The organism is Bacteroidales bacterium, from assembly GCA_023228145.1.
Classification (GTDB): domain Bacteria; phylum Bacteroidota; class Bacteroidia; order Bacteroidales; family CAIWKO01; genus CAIWKO01.
The window spans coordinates 17,661-33,718 of sequence record JALOBU010000034.1; the positions used below are offsets into that span (position 1 = coordinate 17,661).

General features: G+C 38.5%; 16 protein-coding genes and 2 tRNA genes. 8 read left to right on the forward strand and 10 right to left on the reverse strand.

What is annotated here, in order from left to right; all coding sequences use genetic code 11:
• Window positions 1-51 precede the first annotated feature (51 nt).
• Complete coding sequence (locus M0R16_12425) at window positions 52-1,470, forward strand: transglycosylase SLT domain-containing protein (GenBank protein MCK9613680.1); 1,419 nt, start codon at window positions 52-54, stop codon at window positions 1,468-1,470.
• A gap of 88 nt (window positions 1,471-1,558) precedes the next feature.
• Here the strand turns inward: M0R16_12425 and M0R16_12430 are convergent, their stop codons facing one another.
• The 6 genes from M0R16_12430 to M0R16_12455 form a co-directional block, all read right to left on the reverse strand.
• Window positions 1,559-1,825 carry a GIY-YIG nuclease family protein gene (locus M0R16_12430; protein MCK9613681.1) on the reverse strand — a complete coding sequence of 89 codons (267 nt, stop codon included), beginning with the start codon at window positions 1,823-1,825 and terminating at the stop codon, window positions 1,559-1,561.
• 9 nt (window positions 1,826-1,834) lie between these two features.
• Window positions 1,835-2,161 (reverse strand): GIY-YIG nuclease family protein, encoded by a 327-nt coding sequence (locus M0R16_12435; protein MCK9613682.1) that lies wholly within the window; start codon window positions 2,159-2,161, stop codon window positions 1,835-1,837.
• Window positions 2,162-2,164: 3 nt separating this feature from the next.
• Window positions 2,165-2,237, reverse strand: a tRNA-Thr gene (locus tag M0R16_12440).
• A gap of 39 nt (window positions 2,238-2,276) precedes the next feature.
• Window positions 2,277-2,350: transfer RNA gene (locus M0R16_12445), tRNA-Pro, on the reverse strand.
• A gap of 31 nt (window positions 2,351-2,381) precedes the next feature.
• A complete protein-coding gene (gene udk, locus M0R16_12450) occupies window positions 2,382-2,993 on the reverse strand; it encodes a uridine kinase (protein ID MCK9613683.1) in 612 nt (203 codons plus the stop codon).
• A 2-nt stretch (window positions 2,994-2,995) separates the two neighbouring features.
• Window positions 2,996-3,358 (reverse strand): hypothetical protein, encoded by a 363-nt coding sequence (locus M0R16_12455; protein MCK9613684.1) that lies wholly within the window; start codon window positions 3,356-3,358, stop codon window positions 2,996-2,998.
• Window positions 3,359-3,485: 127 nt separating this feature from the next.
• On the opposite strand from M0R16_12455, the gene M0R16_12460 reads away from it, so the two are divergent.
• The 7 genes from M0R16_12460 (at window position 3,486) to M0R16_12490 (ending at window position 11,151) form a co-directional block, all read left to right on the forward strand.
• Window positions 3,486-4,181 (forward strand): hypothetical protein, encoded by a 696-nt coding sequence (locus tag M0R16_12460; GenBank protein MCK9613685.1) that lies wholly within the window; start codon window positions 3,486-3,488, stop codon window positions 4,179-4,181.
• Window positions 4,182-4,279: 98 nt separating this feature from the next.
• Window positions 4,280-6,553 (forward strand): PKD domain-containing protein, encoded by a 2,274-nt coding sequence (locus tag M0R16_12465; GenBank protein MCK9613686.1) that lies wholly within the window; start codon window positions 4,280-4,282, stop codon window positions 6,551-6,553.
• Between the two features lie 254 nt (window positions 6,554-6,807).
• On the forward strand, window positions 6,808-8,022 hold the full coding sequence (locus tag M0R16_12470) for a hypothetical protein (GenBank protein MCK9613687.1): 1,215 nt from the start codon (window positions 6,808-6,810) through the stop codon (window positions 8,020-8,022).
• Window positions 8,023-8,147: 125 nt separating this feature from the next.
• Window positions 8,148-8,681 (forward strand): hypothetical protein, encoded by a 534-nt coding sequence (locus M0R16_12475; GenBank protein MCK9613688.1) that lies wholly within the window; start codon window positions 8,148-8,150, stop codon window positions 8,679-8,681.
• Between the two features lie 24 nt (window positions 8,682-8,705).
• A complete protein-coding gene (locus M0R16_12480) occupies window positions 8,706-9,209 on the forward strand; it encodes a hypothetical protein (protein MCK9613689.1) in 504 nt (167 codons plus the stop codon).
• Window positions 9,210-9,222: 13 nt separating this feature from the next.
• Complete coding sequence (locus M0R16_12485; protein MCK9613690.1) at window positions 9,223-10,179, forward strand: DUF6175 family protein; 957 nt, start codon at window positions 9,223-9,225, stop codon at window positions 10,177-10,179.
• 21 nt (window positions 10,180-10,200) lie between these two features.
• Window positions 10,201-11,151, forward strand: coding sequence for a hypothetical protein (locus M0R16_12490; GenBank protein ID MCK9613691.1), 951 nt, complete (start codon window positions 10,201-10,203; stop codon window positions 11,149-11,151).
• 83 nt (window positions 11,152-11,234) lie between these two features.
• Here the strand turns inward: M0R16_12490 and M0R16_12495 are convergent, their stop codons facing one another.
• The 4 genes from M0R16_12495 to M0R16_12510 form a co-directional block, all read right to left on the reverse strand.
• Complete coding sequence (locus tag M0R16_12495) at window positions 11,235-12,041, reverse strand: SDR family NAD(P)-dependent oxidoreductase (GenBank protein ID MCK9613692.1); 807 nt, start codon at window positions 12,039-12,041, stop codon at window positions 11,235-11,237.
• 17 nt (window positions 12,042-12,058) lie between these two features.
• Entirely contained in the window at window positions 12,059-13,276 is a 1,218-nt protein-coding gene (locus M0R16_12500) for an NADH:flavin oxidoreductase (GenBank protein MCK9613693.1), read from the reverse strand.
• Window positions 13,277-13,365: 89 nt separating this feature from the next.
• A complete protein-coding gene (locus M0R16_12505) occupies window positions 13,366-14,271 on the reverse strand; it encodes a type IX secretion system membrane protein PorP/SprF (GenBank protein MCK9613694.1) in 906 nt (301 codons plus the stop codon).
• Window positions 14,272-14,304: 33 nt separating this feature from the next.
• Window positions 14,305-16,058: gliding motility-associated C-terminal domain-containing protein (locus M0R16_12510; GenBank protein MCK9613695.1), on the reverse strand; the 1,754-nt coding region annotated here is incomplete at its 5' end.

Genomic DNA, 16,058 nt, shown 5'->3' on the forward strand with positions numbered 1-16,058 from the left:
TAGAATAACGGGTTTAACATTAAAATATATAAGTTGATTTAATTTTATTGCATGTTCGAAGCAATAATAAAAAAGTTTAAATATACATTCTTATTCTTGATAAGTGTTGTTGTTGTCGGTAACGCCTCGGCTCAAGTACATGATACCTTATTTATCGAAGACAATCCGATTGTTGTACAACTTGACAGTCTTGCGACTTCAATATTTTACAAAAATTCAAATTTTACAACTGATGTAGTTAAATTAAACAAATACGGTTATGCGGCGGACTATATTCCGATTTTTAATGACAGTATTTACCGCAACCGTATATCAGATATGGGAATTAATTCGCCTTTTGAATATGTTTACAACCAGCAAGTACGAAATTATATTGATTTATATTCCATTAAAAAACGCAAACTTGTTTCCCGCATGCTTGGTCTTGCTGAAATATATTTTCCGCTTTTTGAAGAACAACTCGATAAACATAATGTTCCGCTTGAATTAAAATATCTGGCTATTATTGAATCGGCATTAAATCCTATTGCAAAATCAAGGGCGGGGGCCAGCGGATTATGGCAATTTATGCTTACTACCGGCAAATTATACGGTTTAAAAGTAACATCTTATGTTGATGACCGTTGCGATCCATATAAAGCCACTGTTGCTGCTTGTGAGCATTTGCGAGATTTGTATAATATTTATCACGACTGGGCTATAGTGTTGGCTGCATATAATGCCGGCGCAGGAAATATTAACAGGGCGATACGTACGGCGAATCTTGATACCAGTGAACGGGTTACTTATTGGAAAATCCAGAAATTTTTACCAAAAGAAACACAAAATTACGTACCTGCTTTTATAGGAGCTTCTTATGTTATGACGTATGCCACCGAACATAATCTTTACCCGATTCAACCCCCCATTATGCACTGTGACATTGATACCATAACTGTCACTAAAAATTATAACATCAACCAGATAGCATCCTATTTGTGTTTGCCTGATGAAAACATAAAATTTCTTAATCCTGCATATAAAAAAGGTGTTATACCCGCCACGAAAGAAAATCCTTATGTGCTATGTTTGCCACGGGAATATATTGATGAATTTATGAACAATGAGTTCGCCATTTACAATTACAAATCTTTACAGGAAACTGAATATCAAGTTCAGCTTAATAAAATGTCAGAAACTAAAACCGCTCCTAGTCCCGTAATTTCCAGTATGTCGGGACAAAATACACAAACTGCCGTAAAAACACAAAACAACACACCCACAAATACTGTTTCACAGCCAAAACCAAACACCTCTGTCTCAAACACATCAAAATATATTTATCACACAGTACAAAGAGGTGATAGTTTGTGGAGTATTGCCAACAGGTATAAAGGAGTATCAGTTGAAGATATAAGAAAACTAAACAACCTTGCTCCTCAAAACATTATCCATCCGGGACAAAAATTAAAAATCAACATAAAGGGTTAATTGCGGAATAAGTTTTTCTGATTAGTTTTAGGAGATATTACTTTGTTTGATTTTGAGCCACTCAGGGAACCCCCGACCCTCCCGACACTTACGTGTCGGGATGCTCTACGTGGAATTTGATGTAGTTTTCAATGTACCTCCTGTTTTTGCACTTTTTTATTCGGCGTTCTTCATTTCTTGCCTTAGCAAGAGAAGCAAATTTCAAAGAAAGAACAACAACCCAAGGAATACCTGTTTTGGTAAAATTAGAATGCCCGATATTGTGCTCGTATAGACGTCTTAGAATATCGTTTGTGGAGCCGATATAATACTTGTTAAGTTTTTTGCTGAAAAGAATATAAAGGAACCCTTCCATCAGAGCCACTCAGGGGACTCCCTGCCTGCGTGCCTCCGGCAGGCAGGGAACCCCCGACCCTCCCGACACGTAAGTGTCGGGATGCTCTACGTGGAATTTGATGTAGTTTTCAATGTACCTCCTGTTTTTGCACTTTTTTATTCGGCGTTCTTCATTTCTTGCCTTAGCAAGAGAAGCAAATTTCAAAGAAAGAACAACAACCCAAGGAATACCTGTTTTGGTAAAATTGGAATGCCCGATATTGTGCTCGTATAGACATCTTAGAACATCGTTTGTGGAGCCGATATAATACTTGTTAAGTTTTTTGCTGAAAAGAATATAAAGGAACCCTTCCATCAGAGCCACTCAGGGGACTCGAACCCCCGACCCGCGCATTACGAATGCGCTGCTCTACCAACTGAGCTAAAGTGGCTTCTAAGCTTTCAAAGAAAAAGCCCATAAAGGGCCTTAGTCGGGATGAGAAGACTCGAACTTCCGACCCCCACGTCCCGAACGTGGTGCGCTAGCCAACTGCGCTACATCCCGTAATTATATTACAAAAGTATAATTTTTTTTGCTATTGAGATAATTTCATTTTTATTTTCGACGAGAGAATATCAATAGCAACATGATTAGCTCCTCCCTGAGGTACCACAATATCTGCATAACGTTTTGTGGGCTCTATAAACTGAAAATGCATGGGCTTTACCCACTTCTCATAATGTGCCAGTACATCAGAAAGAGAGCGCCCTCGTTCTTCCATATCGCGGCGTATAATACGCATCAAACGTTCGTCTGCATCAGCATCAACAAACACTTTTATGTTAAAACGTTCAAGTAATTTTTTGTTTGAGAAGATTAATATGCCCTCCACAATAATAACTCTTTTAGGATGGACAGGAATAGTTTCTTTTGCCCTTGAACAAGTTACATAAGAGTATATGGGCATTTCAATGTATTTGCCCTTTTTGAGCATGTCAAGATGCTTAATAAGCAACCCGAATTCTATTGAAGAGGGATGGTCAAAATTAATTTTTGTTCTTTCTTCAGGGGATAAATGCCCGTTGTCTTTGTAATAAGAATCCTGGGAAACAACAATAACAGCGCCCTTAGGAAAACTACCCAAAATTTTATTAACCACGCTTGTTTTGCCCGATCCCGAACCTCCCGCAATGCCAATAACTAACATAATTATATTTTGTTTTTAGCAAAAATACGATGTTTTTTAAACACGAACAACCAAAGCATAAAAGCAATAAATGCGGCAACGGCAACACAACCCCTAACAGTATTTCCCACGAAAACAACCCATAAAAAAGCTACAGGCCCCCACATGGCACCGGCAATTGCACCAATTAGCCCAAGGCCTGCAATATTTAAAAACTGTATCAGAAAAATTCTCCATAACGGAAGCCGGACATAATCAACACCATCTTGCATCCTTTCAGCGGAAGTGGTTCTTTTGGCATCCACACCAAACATATTTTCGACAAAGCGACCGTATAGAAAATATCCCGCAATTAAAAGTAAAACGGATAAAATAAATGTTATCATTAACTCACTGGAGTTTCCTTAAAAAAATACGGTAAAAACATGTAAGTTGTTTAATATCAACTATTTTTGCTGTTTATTAAAAGGAAGGTATTATTTTTTTTCGTTTTTATGAGGTTCCTCAAAAAATTTGTGTAAAACTCAAAAACGCTTAGTTAAAGAAATGCTTTATGGCATTCAGGCCTCAAAGGATGTAAAGCTATCCAACATAAGCCGAACCCTGCAGGAACCAATTCCGCTGATCAAAACAGAAGACCGCTTGAGTCGGAGCCTTTCCATGAATGACTTAACAGGGGAGATTAATGAGCAACTCATGCGGCTTGGAACCGGCAAGATAGATGAAGATATGGTAATAGCCATTGATCCGGGCGACCTGATGAAGCCTTACGCAAAAGCAATGGAAAATTTGTGTGGGATATATGACGGTAGCAAACATCAAGGCGCTAATGGCTATCATTTATGCCAGGTAACAGCTGCCAATTTAGAACACAACAAAATAGTGCCGCTATATTGCGAAGCTTATTCTTCAATCCCTGAGGATTACCCGGGAAGCAGCGAAAAGTTGATGGAAATCATCACCAAAGTAAAAGCACATATTGGTCAAAAGGGGACATGGGCAATTGGGGTACCACTGAAATTGAAAGTAATGGTGCAAAAAATATTTTTCCTTTCAAAAAGAATATTTGGTGTGCCAACTTTCTTTAATTACGCAATGGCTGACGGTATATTTGAACTACTAAAACATTCCAGGGCAGGGCCCAACCAGTTTAAATCACGAATTGGACACAACTACGACACTTTTCAACTATCTTTATTCCCAGATTAAATTTTGAGGAAACTCCAGTTATTTATGTAAGTTAAACAGGAGATAATAAAAAATTTTTTAGTAATAAAAATTTTATATTTTTGAAAAAAATTAATACTATGAAAAATTTATTTCTATTATTATTTGTTATTTTTTCTTTTCAGCTATTTTCCCAAGAAAAGCAACAATCTTTTAAGTATTTGTATCCCTATGATGATGTTTTAATTAAACAAAAATGTCTTGAAAACCCAGACATAGCCACGAAATATATTATTTATGAAGAAAATCTAAGAAACATCATTAATGCATCAAAATCCGGCGTTTTAACGGGAGAAAAAGCCGACACGCTTATTAACGGGCGCAGAATTATTCCCGTTGTTTTTCATGTTGTACATTTTGGTGGCACTGAAAATATAAGCAAAGAACAAATTGAAGACGCCATTAATCTTATAAATATTGATTACAACAAGCTCAATGCAGATACAGGTGTAAGTAATACATATCCGGCTTTTAACGCTATAAGGGCCAATTGTAATATGGAATTCCGCCTGGCAAAAGTTGACCCTGACGGAAATTGTACCGATGGCATAGTAAGGCATTATGACCCTCAGACAAATTATGGATATTTTCAAACCATGACAGACTACTGCTGGACACCCAGCCGTTACCTTAATATTTTTACTGTAAATTTTATTTATCCCGAAGGTATGGCTTTGCCTGATGGTGCTTTTATCGGAGGCATGTCACCTTTTCCACCAAGCAATACTTTGTCGCAAGCCCTTACAGGTGGCGATACGCTGGCAGATGGTGTTTTAATTCGCCATGATTGCATTGGGAGCATAGGAACGGCAACAGATATGGGCGGTATGCCTATAAACGCACAAAACAGGACTTTTACTCATGAAAGCGGACATTATTTTAATCTGTATCATCCCTTTCAGAACCTGATGTTCGGCATGATCCCCACTACCGACGGCTGCCCCTCATTGATAGCGCCCAACGGGGATGAGGTTGATGATACTCCCCCCGTACAGGCGGCAACCCAAAACACATCTATTTCTTGTTATGTTCCGGGAAGTCGCAACACATGCACAAATGATGATCCGGATTTACCAGACATGATTGAAAACTTTATGGATTACCAATGGGGGTATTGCACAAATATTTTTACAGAAGGCCAATATGACAGAATAGATGCAACCATGATGTCGGACAGAAGAAAACTCTGGTCAAAAGAAAATCTGATTTACACTGGTGTACTGGACACCTCTGCTTCTGTGTGTGCTCCCATTGCTGAGTTTTTTCCGGGTTCAAATATGGTTTGTGCCGGCAGCAACATATTATTTACAGATTATTCTTATTCGGGTAATGTACAGGAATGGCTATGGACATTTGATGGCGGAGACCCGTCAACTTCAACTGATCCAAATCCCTCTGTAACCTATAATACACCGGGTATATACAATGTAAAACTTAAAGTTAGCAATACTTATGGCAGCGACTCTCTGACAAAACAAAATCTTATAACTGTTAAATCTATTGATGCCGGGGCTGCCACACCCTTTGTTGAAGACTTTGAAAACACAATGTTAAATAATGGCTGGACCTTAATAAACAACGCAGGAAATGCATGGGAAATAACTGACACGGCATATTATTCGGGGTTGAAATCTATTCGTATTAAAAATTTTAGTGGAAATATTGCCGGAAGTACAGATGAACTTATTACACCTTCTTATGATTTTACAGGACTTCCGACCGATGGTACCCCGTTTTTAAAATTTAAACTGGCATATGCCGGGAAAATAATACCCGGAACTTTGGGTTTGACCGAAGCGGATACTGCCTACGATATGCTTAAAGTATATAGCTCAACAGATTGCGGAAAATCATGGTCTCTTAAATATGAAGAAAGCGGAGAAGACCTGGCAAGCACATTACCTACACAAAACAGTTTTGCCCCAAATTCGGAGACACAATGGAAAGAAATAGTTAGGCCGTTACCATATATGTATCTTACCAACAACCATGTAATGCTTCGGTTTGTATTTTATTCCAATAGCGGAAATAATTTATATGTTGACGACATTAATATTACATCAAATATACTTGGCATTGGGGATATGGATTTGCCACGAATAAGTTTATCTGTTAATCCAAATCCTGTTTCAGATATCTCAGAGCTAAGCTTTAGTTTATCTGCCTCTGCAAACACCAAAATTATTGTGTATAACATACTTGGAAAAGAAATCATGATGTTAGAAGACAAAAACCTTTCAGCAGGTAAGCATTTATATACTCTTAATAAAAACGATATTGGGCCTGCGGGAATTTACTTTATTAAGGCAAGTTTTGAAAACTATACATTGGTGGAAAAATTTGTTGTTAAATAAATATTTTCTTTATATTTTCCTTTTTATATAAATTTTTGGAGGAAGTATTTTTTTAAATAAATAATATTGAAATTTTTTTTTATTTATTGTTGTTAAATAAAATTTTATATTTGTCATTATTATTTATTAAACATAATTGATAAAATTTATTGGTAGCCGGCATCCATTTAAAAAAACGGGCTTTCCTAAACGGCAATGCTTTAGGGGCGTATCCGAAAAGCCTTATGAGTAGGGTAATTTAAAAAAATTAAAACATGAAAAAATTATTACTTTTTTGTGCAATTTTTGCCATGCTATGGAACACTATACAAAGTCAGACAATAACCAACTCTGACGTTAAATACCGCAGAAGTTCCATTTATACACTGATGTGTGTTGACCCCCAGGCCCCTTTTGCAGACACTATTGAAGCAGGATTTGTCAGATTTAATTGTTTAGATAAATTTGACGATCACAATCTCGCAGTAAGGAAAATCCCTTATGATGCCAATGATAAAAAAAATCTACAGTCCAATAATATAAAAAACTACCTGCAAACAAACAATATTGCAAAAAAAATGGTGGAAAAATGGTTTAACAGAAACGAACAAGGTGCTTTTAATATGGATCTTATTGCACAAAGGGGAAACTATAATGCCACAGATATTGATGTTACAAATGCTAAGTTAACTCAAAGAGGTTTGGCCATGTTGGCAGATGCAGGAGAAGAGTTGATTGCAAATACCTTTGTGCTTGTTAGTTTTTTTAGGTATTATGATAAAGCTGAAGATGCCGAAAAAGCTAAAACAGCTATTGGAATCATTGGAGGGATTGCAAGCGCTTTTGTGGGTGATGTGGCAACCGTGGCTGCCGATGCTGCAAATGTGGGGGCAACAGTTTTAGGTAAAGGATACCGGGTACGTTCTATATCATATTTATACAAACTTAAATGGAACGAAGAAGTTTCTTCAACCTTTTATAATCAATTCTGGACAGATCAGGGCGGGCTTGATGTAGAAAAAGTTAAGGCTTTTGATTTATCAAATCTTTTTACTTTTGACTATATTGGTTCGGATCAGGCTTACGAGGATGTTCAATCAACCATTTTTACAAACAAAAGCGACGAACAACTGGTAATCAGGGCAACACAACGCGCTGTTGACGGCGTTATTGCAAAACTTCAAAAAAATCATCAGGAATTCAGGACAAAAACTCCTTTATTAACTACCGACCCTGTTACTGCCAAAATTGGAAAAAAAGAAGGCCTGGAACCGGGAGATAAATTTGATGTCTTAGAACAAACAATAGATGAAAACGGGAAGACAGTGTATAAAAAAGTCGGAGTTGTAAAAGTTGACAAAACCGTATGGGATAACAGATACATGTTGGCTGAAGAAAAGCCAAAAGATGCAAGTATAGATCGTACTTTGTTTAAAAAGGTAAGCGGTGGCGAATTTTTTCCGGGCATGTTATTAAAACAAAGTAAATAATCCCCAACAAGCGTTTATTATATATAGGCAAATATCTGATTAACGTTCTGTAGAATTTATATGCTTTTTTGTGTTTTCTATTGTATATTTGCATTAAATTTTATTATTAATTTAAATTAAGTTTTATGAAAAAAATTTTTAAACCAATAGCCATTTTAACGATGACACTTCTGTTTGTGTCATTTTTTAGCGAAGTAACTAATGCACAGGCAAGAATAAAAGCCGATATTGATACTTACGAATGGAGATATGACATTGAATGTTTTGGTATTGGCACTACAGGCTCATATTTAATTAAGGTATGGACATATTCAAAAAACCAAAATGTTGCTCTGGAACAATGCAAAAAAAATGCGGTACATGGAGTAATTTTTAAGGGCTTTGGTGGTGGCGGTAATGGCTGTACTGCCCAGAAACCGCTTGCGAGCAATCCAAATGTTGAACAGGAAAAAATGGATTTCTTCAAAAACTTTTTTGCTGACGGTGGAAAATATATGAAATATGTAGGCTTTGCTGGTGATGGAGCCGTTCCTGTACAGGACCGTCTTAAGGTTGGCAAAGAATACAAGGTGGGTGTTGTAGTTTCCGTACAGAAAGACAACCTTCGTAAAGACCTGGAAGCCGCAGGTATTATTAAGGGATTATCTTCCGGATTCTAGTAATTAATTTTAAAAAATATAATTATGAAAACGTTACTAAAAATATCAGGATTGGGCCTGTTTTTAGCCGGTCTTATTTTCATTTCGTCCTGTGACCCACAGAAACAAGTTGCCGGCAATTATGCTTACAAAACAGAATGTATGGGAACCGAACAAGATGGGACACAAACCCTAAAAGCCTGGGGAAACGGCCGTCATTATTTCGATGCGGCAGAACAGGCAAAAAAAAATGCGGTGAGCGATGTTTTATTTAAGGGAATCTCAGAAGGGAAAACGGAATGTGAAATGAAACCTATTTTATTTGAAGCCAATGCTCGTGAAAAAAATGAAGATTATTTTAACAGATTTTTTGCTGACGGGGGTGAATTCAAAAATTATGTTACCTTGCAGGATGAACGTATCTGGACAAAGCTTGACCGCGACAGAAAAGGAGCAAGAAAGAGCGCAACATATTCTGTTATCGTACGTGTTTTGCGCCCGCAATTAAAAGCAAAAATGATTGCAGATGGAATTCTTAAATTAAACTAAATAATCAACAAACATGAAAACAATATCAAAAATTACTCTTTTTGCAACATTAATGTTGCTTTGCGCGGGATCAGTCTTCTCACAGGCAAAAAAACCTACAATTATGGTTTTGCCCAGCGATGTTTGGTGCAATAAAAATGGATACATGATAGAATATGATAATCAGGGAACATTGGTAAAAGTACCTGATTATAAAAAAGCATTTCAGGAAAATTCCGACCTGTTGATTGTAATTAGCAAGATTAACGGATTGATGGCAGATCGCGGGTTTCCATTAAAAAACGCCGAGTCTGCATTAAAAACACTGGAAGCAGAAAATGCAGAAAATGCCATGCTGACAAGCAAAGGAGGTGGAGAAGTTACAGAAAGTCCCATTGATAAACTTAGAAAAACTGCCAAAGCCGACATTATCATGCAGCTAACCTGGGTTGTTAATGTACAGGGACCTAAAAAATCCATTTCATTTGTATTACAGGGGCTGGATGCATATACAGACAAACAAATTGCTTCTGCACAAGGTACAGGCGCGCAATCTTTTGCCTCCGAACTTGCTGTTTTATTGGAAGAGGCTGTTTTAGCCCATCTGGATAATTTTAATTCACAGCTTCAAGCCCATTTTGATGATATGTTTACTAATGGAAGGGAAATAATTGTCCGTATCAAAAAGTTTAGCAATTGGGATAACGATCTGGAAACTGAATATAACGGAAAGGAACTTGGCGCAATTATTGAAGACTGGATGGCTGCAAATACAGTGAACGGTCGTTTTAGTACAACAGATGCCACAGAAGATATGATGCTTTTCGAACAAGTAAGAATTCCTCTTTACGATCCATCGGGAAAAGCAATTGACGCCAGGGGGTTTTGTAAGGGCTTGCAATCATTTTTGAAGAACGCCCCTTATAATATCACAAATAAACTGATGACCAAAGGACTTGGGCAGGGCGTAATAGTTCTTGGCGATAAATAATTATTTAAAAATATGAAAACCATGAAAACTTATAAATTCATTTTGTTGCTAATTTTCGCTTTAAGTGTAAGTTTAGCAAAAGCACAAAACAATGACTTAGGCAGGATTTACCTGAACGCCTATGTCCCCGAACAAATTGAAGGGTTGCCCGAAATTGCAAAAAGCCAGCTGGAAAGCAAATTAAGCCAGATTGCTTTGCAAAATGGTATGGGGGGAAGCGTAATCTATCCGAGATTTATTATTTCGGCTAACGTTAATGTGCTTACTAAAGACATTACCTCCACTGCTCCGGCAATGATAGCATTAACACTGGAAATTGTTTTGTATATAGGGGACGGTATTGAAGGAAAAAGTTTTGCCACACATTCTTTAACTGTTAAAGGCGTTGATGCAAACGAAAACAAAGCATATATTTCTGCTATTAAAAACATCAAACCCGCGGATGCGTCATTGCAGGCATTTATTGAAAAAGGTAAAACAAAAATTATTGAATATTATAATTCTCGTTGCGACATTATCATTAAAGAGGCACAAACACTTGCAAGTATGAGCAAATACGATGAAGCTATCTGGAGCCTTACCAGTGTTCCTGATGCCTGCACTCAATGCTGGAATAAGTGTATTGCTGCTTTGGGGCCCATTTATCAGCAAAAAATAAACTATGAATGCAAAACAAAACTTCTGGACGCAACAAACGTCTGGAACGCAGGACAGAATTATGAGGCTGCAGAACAAGCCGGGGCTATTTTAGCCACTATTGACCCACAAGCATCCTGTATAAATGAAGCTAAAGCGTTATCAGAAAAAATTTCGAAAAGAGTTTATGAAATTGATAAACGGGAATGGAATTTTAAATACGACCAGGAAATCGGGCTCGAAAGAGATATGATAAAAGCTTACAGAGATGTAGGTGTAGCCTATGGAAACGGTCAGCCGAAAAATGTTACTGTCAATTATAAAACTTTGTGGTAAGAGCAGGCTAACCAAATAAATATTTTTAAAGAAGTTGTCTTATTTGACAGCTTCTTTTTTTTGTAGAAAGATGAACAAAAACATTAAGATTGATCGGGAGGTAAAAGCTTTGAATAGCGTCTTACCAGAGTTATAAGTCCGTGAGGTATAATAAAAAGGAAAGGCAGAAAAACACGGTTGATAAACCCGGGTATTAAAATGGATGTATGGCGATTCATAGCCCTTACAATTTTTCTGGCAAGCTTTTCGGGACGCATCATGATGCCCATTTTTAAAGCTTTTTTATGTCCCGCAGCACTCAGATCGTAAAGATCTGTAGAAACAGCGCCGGGGCACACACAGGTAACATTCACATTGTAATCAATCATCTCGGTGCGCAGGGAGCATGCAAAACTTTTCAGGAAGCGTTTTGTGGCCGCGTAAAAAGCTATGCCGGGATAAGGCATATAGGCCGCAAGAGATGAAATGATAATGATGTTGCCACTACGCCTTTGTTTCATTTCTTCGCCGAACAAGCGGCAAAGCATTGCAGGAGTGTTTACATGAAGTGACAAAATAGTTTCAATTTTTTTTATATCATTTTTTACCACTTCACCAAAAAAAAACACACCTGCATTATTCACCAGTACGTCAACCTGCAACTGATTTGTCTGACACCAGTTAAAAAGCTCTGCCGCGGCTTCCGGTAAGGCAAGATTTAAAAACAATGTGTGTGTTTCTGTGCTATATTTATTTTGTAGTTTTTCGGCAGCAATATGAAGTTGTTCTTTTTGATTGCTTACCAGTATCAGTTTATAGCCCCGCGATGCAAATTCTTTGGCTAAAGCAAAACCTATTCCGGAGCTTCCCCCGGTAATCAATACTGTTTCTGTTTTTTTTAAAGCAGGCATATTCAAAAATATACGAACTATTTCATAATTTTTAGTTCTTTTGCCAAACACATTGGCAGATTTTTAACATGCTGGTGGCAAGCCATCTCGATGGAATACATTCTGGCAATACAGTAATTGCTGCAAACACATTGGCTTCTTGCTTCCCTGTCTGTTTTCAGCCGTTTAACAAAACCCGGTTCGTTCAACAACGCCCGGGCCATGGAAACAAATTCAAAACCGCAATCAAGCACTTCATCAATTTTTTTTCCTGATATCAAGCCTCCAACGTAGATAAGCGGAAGTTTTAACTCTTTCCGGAATTTTAATGCGTCCTCCAGAAAATAAGCTTCAGTAAAAGGAATCGAAGGAATCATCCACCTTCCTGCAAGGCCAACACCCAACTTCAGCGGAATGTTTTTCATATAATACGTCAGTGTTCTTATGGGCATGTTGCCTCGCATTACATACATAGGAGCTTTGCTAACAAAGCCTCCGCTTAACACCATAGCATGAACACCTTCTTCTTCAATCATTCGGGCTACCTGAAGGCATTCGTCAATTTCCATTCCTCCGCGAAACCCATCACTCATGTTTGTTTTTACCACCACCGCCATATCGTTTTTAGCGGCTTTCATTACATTTTGAAGTGCCATTTTCATAAAACGTGCACGGTTTTCCAGTGTGCCGCCAAATTCATCTTTGCGATGATTGGTGTAGGGAGAGAGAAATTGACTAATGAGATATCCATGGCCGGCATGAACTTCCACGGCATCGAAGCCCGATTCGCGTGCAATATTTACTGCGTTACCAAAGGCTTGGGCAATATCAGCGATATCGTCTTTTGTCATTTTTTTCGACCATGTGGGCGAATAAATGTTTAATCCGCCTGATGGGGACAAAGGCATTCTGCCCGCCATGCTTTTTTTCGACATATTGCCACAATGCCCTAATTGTATAGATGCTGCAGCGCCTTCGTTATGAATTGCTTCGGTTAACTTTTTCAGTTCCGGAATAATCTCTTTTCTCAACCATAGTTGATGCGGAAACGATAGTCCATCGCGTGTCACGGAAGCATAAGCTACAGTTGACATACCAATTTCACCTGAAGCAACGGAACAGTGGTAATCAAGCAACATTTGCGAAGGGCGGTTGTCCGGGCACATGCCTTCGAAAGCTGCGGCACGAATAGTACGGTTGCGTAATTTTACAGGACCAATAAATGCAGGGCTGAATAGTTTGGGTGTGTCAGTCAAGTTTGTAAAGAGTTGGTTGGGGCAAAAGTATTACTTTTTGCCCAAATATCGCGCTCAATTTCCCAGGTAGTTACTGCCAGGTTCTGTAACTAATTAAAAAATCTCGGATGCAAAGGGCCTTGCTTATCACAACCAAAACGGCACAATAGCATTATTTCATGGCTGCCTTTTGTTGAACCGTATTTTATGCTGCCTGCTTTTATATCATAGGCATAGGATAGGCGAACTTGGTCAATGATTTTAACACCGGCCATAATAATGAAGGCATCATCTATTCTGTATGACAAACCGGCAAAAACGCGGTCTTTGATGTTGGTCATGGCATTAATTTCAAAGATGTGGATATTGCCAAGGCAGTTCCATGATAAAGCGGGGATTATTTCGACAGAAGGAGAAACTTTTATTGCATATTTAGCATACGTGTAATAATGCCTTGGCACTTTGTAAATTGTGGATTTTTTGAAAGAAGTGATAAGGTGTGTGGATGCAACACCAATGTTTAATCTTTTCCAGTTATATTCAATGCCAAAATCAAAGTCCGGCTTCAATTTGCTGTCTTTTATGATTACAGCATTGGGGTCATTAGGGTCTTCATAAGTTAGTCCGGCGCCATTAACTGACCTGTTGATAATACCCATTCCAAGTCCGAACGACAATGTCATTTCGTTGGTTAACCAGACATGATAGGAAATAGATGCTTTGGCATTAAGTGTTTTTTCGACACCTACCCTGTCATAAATAAAAGTAAATCCAATACCCAGCTTAGGGCCTTTAAAATACTTGTTGAAATTGAATAATTGAGTTGAGGGGGCTTCTTTTATTCCGGTCCATTGTTCGCGTGCAAGAATGGTAAAATTGTAGCACCCCGACTGTCCTGTGGCTGCAGGATTAAATAAAACACGGTTGTTTATCTGCTGGCTGAGCTGGATGTCTGTTTGAGCAAAGACGGCAACTGTTGTTATTAAAAAACTCAGTAGTACAATTATTTTTTTCATGTTTTCTATCTTTAAAATGTTAATACATTTATTTTATTTTTTAACAAGGGTAACAGCACCAGTTCTTTCTGTTTTTGAGCCATCCGTGTTGGTGATTATTATTTTGTAAAAATATGTTGCCGGCGACATCGTTTTACCGTCGTGTTTTCCGTCCCATCCTTCCTCTCCGTAATAAAGTAACAACCCCCATCGGTCGAAGATTGATAATACAAAAGGTAAATGATATTTTGTTGGAAATTTGTCATTGATACCATCTCCGTCAGGTGTAAAAGCGCTGGGAAGTTCAACGATGCAATCCACAGTCAAATAAACCGTGTCAATACAGCCCGACTCGTCTTGTGCAATAACCGAAATAATATCGTTGTTTGCAATAGAAGAAGAATAATATGTATTTAAAGTACTTTCTCCTTGAACTACACCGTCGTTTAATGAAAACTCATACGATGGTAATCCTACAGGCAAAGCCGTTGCCATGGTAGAATTACAGTCGTAAGTTAAAGTAAGCCCCATGTTAATTACTGTAATAGTTATATCGTCTGATGCAGAGCAACTTCCCGCCGTGGTAGTGATAATATATGTTGTAGTTATTTCGGGATTTGCAACAGGGTTATTTATATTTGTGTAGTTAAGTCCCGTGGCGGGAGTCCAGTTAAATGTTAGCGCATAATCTGAAACTGCCTGCAATTGATATTCCTGACCGGCACATATTGTTGTGTCGTTACCTGCATTAACAGTAATAGCAGTTATTAAATTAACAGTCATTTCATCTGAATCGGTACATCCTGCAGCATTAGTTACTGTTAAGGTATATATTGTTGTTGCCGAAGGCATCGCTGTAGGTTCTGCAGCATTTGGATTACTAAGGTCGGCTGCGGGCTCCCAACTGTAAGTTAGGCCAGCTACCGCTGTAGTACCAATGGTTGTAAACGGTGTTCCACATCCGATAATTTTATCATCGCCGGCGTCTGCAGTCGGATACCCGCTCACAAACACAGTGATGCTGGTGTCCTGCGTATTTGTTCCGTCAGTAACAGTTACACTATAAGTTGTGGAACCAAGAGCGCCTGGCAATGCAGCAGGATTTTTTATTGTAGTACTTGACAAACCTACTCCGGACCAAGTATAAGAATAAGGAGGAACGCCTCCGGAAATTACAAGGTCAAGATGAATACTATCCCCAAGACAAATAGTATCATCATCAACCAGAATATCATTTATGATTAATGGAGCAATAGTTTCCTCCACAATTAATGAGGCTGTATCGGAGGTAATATCTCCGCAAGTATTGGTTAGCTTACATTTATATATCCATCCGTTGTTTGCCGGTTGTGCGTTTGTAATCCCCAGAACCGCTGTTGTCCAGTTGGAATATGTGGGGTTTGAACCTGCCGCAGAGATATCGGTATAAGGCCCGGCAAACCCGTTTGTGCTTACTTTCCATGTATAAGAAGTTGCTCCTGTTGACGTTACAGAAAATGCGCCGCCGCCGCCGGGAACAGTTACAATTTTTAAGGGTTGATTGGATATTTGGGGAGCAGATTCTACCGTAACAGCTTTAGTTCTCGTGGTACCATCCCCGCATACGTTAGATGGTGTAACCTGTACATTGCCGGAACCTGAACCAACGGTTACGGTCACCGAGTTGGTGTTACCTCCATCAGTCTGTACCCACCCTGTGGGGAAGGTCCAGGTATAAGTTACTCCTGCCACATTCGTAACGCTATATGTCTGGGAAGAACCCTGGCATACCGGTGTGTTGCCAGTTATAGTACTGGGCTGTGAGGGAG

Excerpts from the sequence above, each read along its gene's own strand:
- M0R16_12505 (MCK9613694.1), bottom strand. The coding sequence starts at position 14,271 with ATGAAAAAAATAATTGTACTACTGAGTTTTTTAATAACAACAGTTGCC.
- M0R16_12425 (MCK9613680.1), top strand. The coding sequence starts at position 52 with ATGTTCGAAGCAATAATAAAAAAGTTTAAATATACATTCTTATTCTTG.
- M0R16_12480 (MCK9613689.1), top strand. The coding sequence starts at position 8,706 with ATGAAAACGTTACTAAAAATATCAGGATTGGGCCTGTTTTTAGCCGGT.
- M0R16_12455 (MCK9613684.1), bottom strand. The coding sequence starts at position 3,358 with ATGATAACATTTATTTTATCCGTTTTACTTTTAATTGCGGGATATTTT.
- M0R16_12490 (MCK9613691.1), top strand. The coding sequence starts at position 10,201 with ATGAAAACTTATAAATTCATTTTGTTGCTAATTTTCGCTTTAAGTGTA.
- M0R16_12485 (MCK9613690.1), top strand. The coding sequence starts at position 9,223 with ATGAAAACAATATCAAAAATTACTCTTTTTGCAACATTAATGTTGCTT.
- M0R16_12430 (MCK9613681.1), bottom strand. The coding sequence starts at position 1,825 with ATGGAAGGGTTCCTTTATATTCTTTTCAGCAAAAAACTTAACAAGTAT.
- M0R16_12465 (MCK9613686.1), top strand. The coding sequence starts at position 4,280 with ATGAAAAATTTATTTCTATTATTATTTGTTATTTTTTCTTTTCAGCTA.
- M0R16_12435 (MCK9613682.1), bottom strand. The coding sequence starts at position 2,161 with ATGGAAGGGTTCCTTTATATTCTTTTCAGCAAAAAACTTAACAAGTAT.
- udk (MCK9613683.1), bottom strand. The coding sequence starts at position 2,993 with ATGTTAGTTATTGGCATTGCGGGAGGTTCGGGATCGGGCAAAACAAGC.
- M0R16_12470 (MCK9613687.1), top strand. The coding sequence starts at position 6,808 with ATGAAAAAATTATTACTTTTTTGTGCAATTTTTGCCATGCTATGGAAC.
- M0R16_12495 (MCK9613692.1), bottom strand. The coding sequence starts at position 12,041 with ATGCCTGCTTTAAAAAAAACAGAAACAGTATTGATTACCGGGGGAAGC.
- M0R16_12475 (MCK9613688.1), top strand. The coding sequence starts at position 8,148 with ATGAAAAAAATTTTTAAACCAATAGCCATTTTAACGATGACACTTCTG.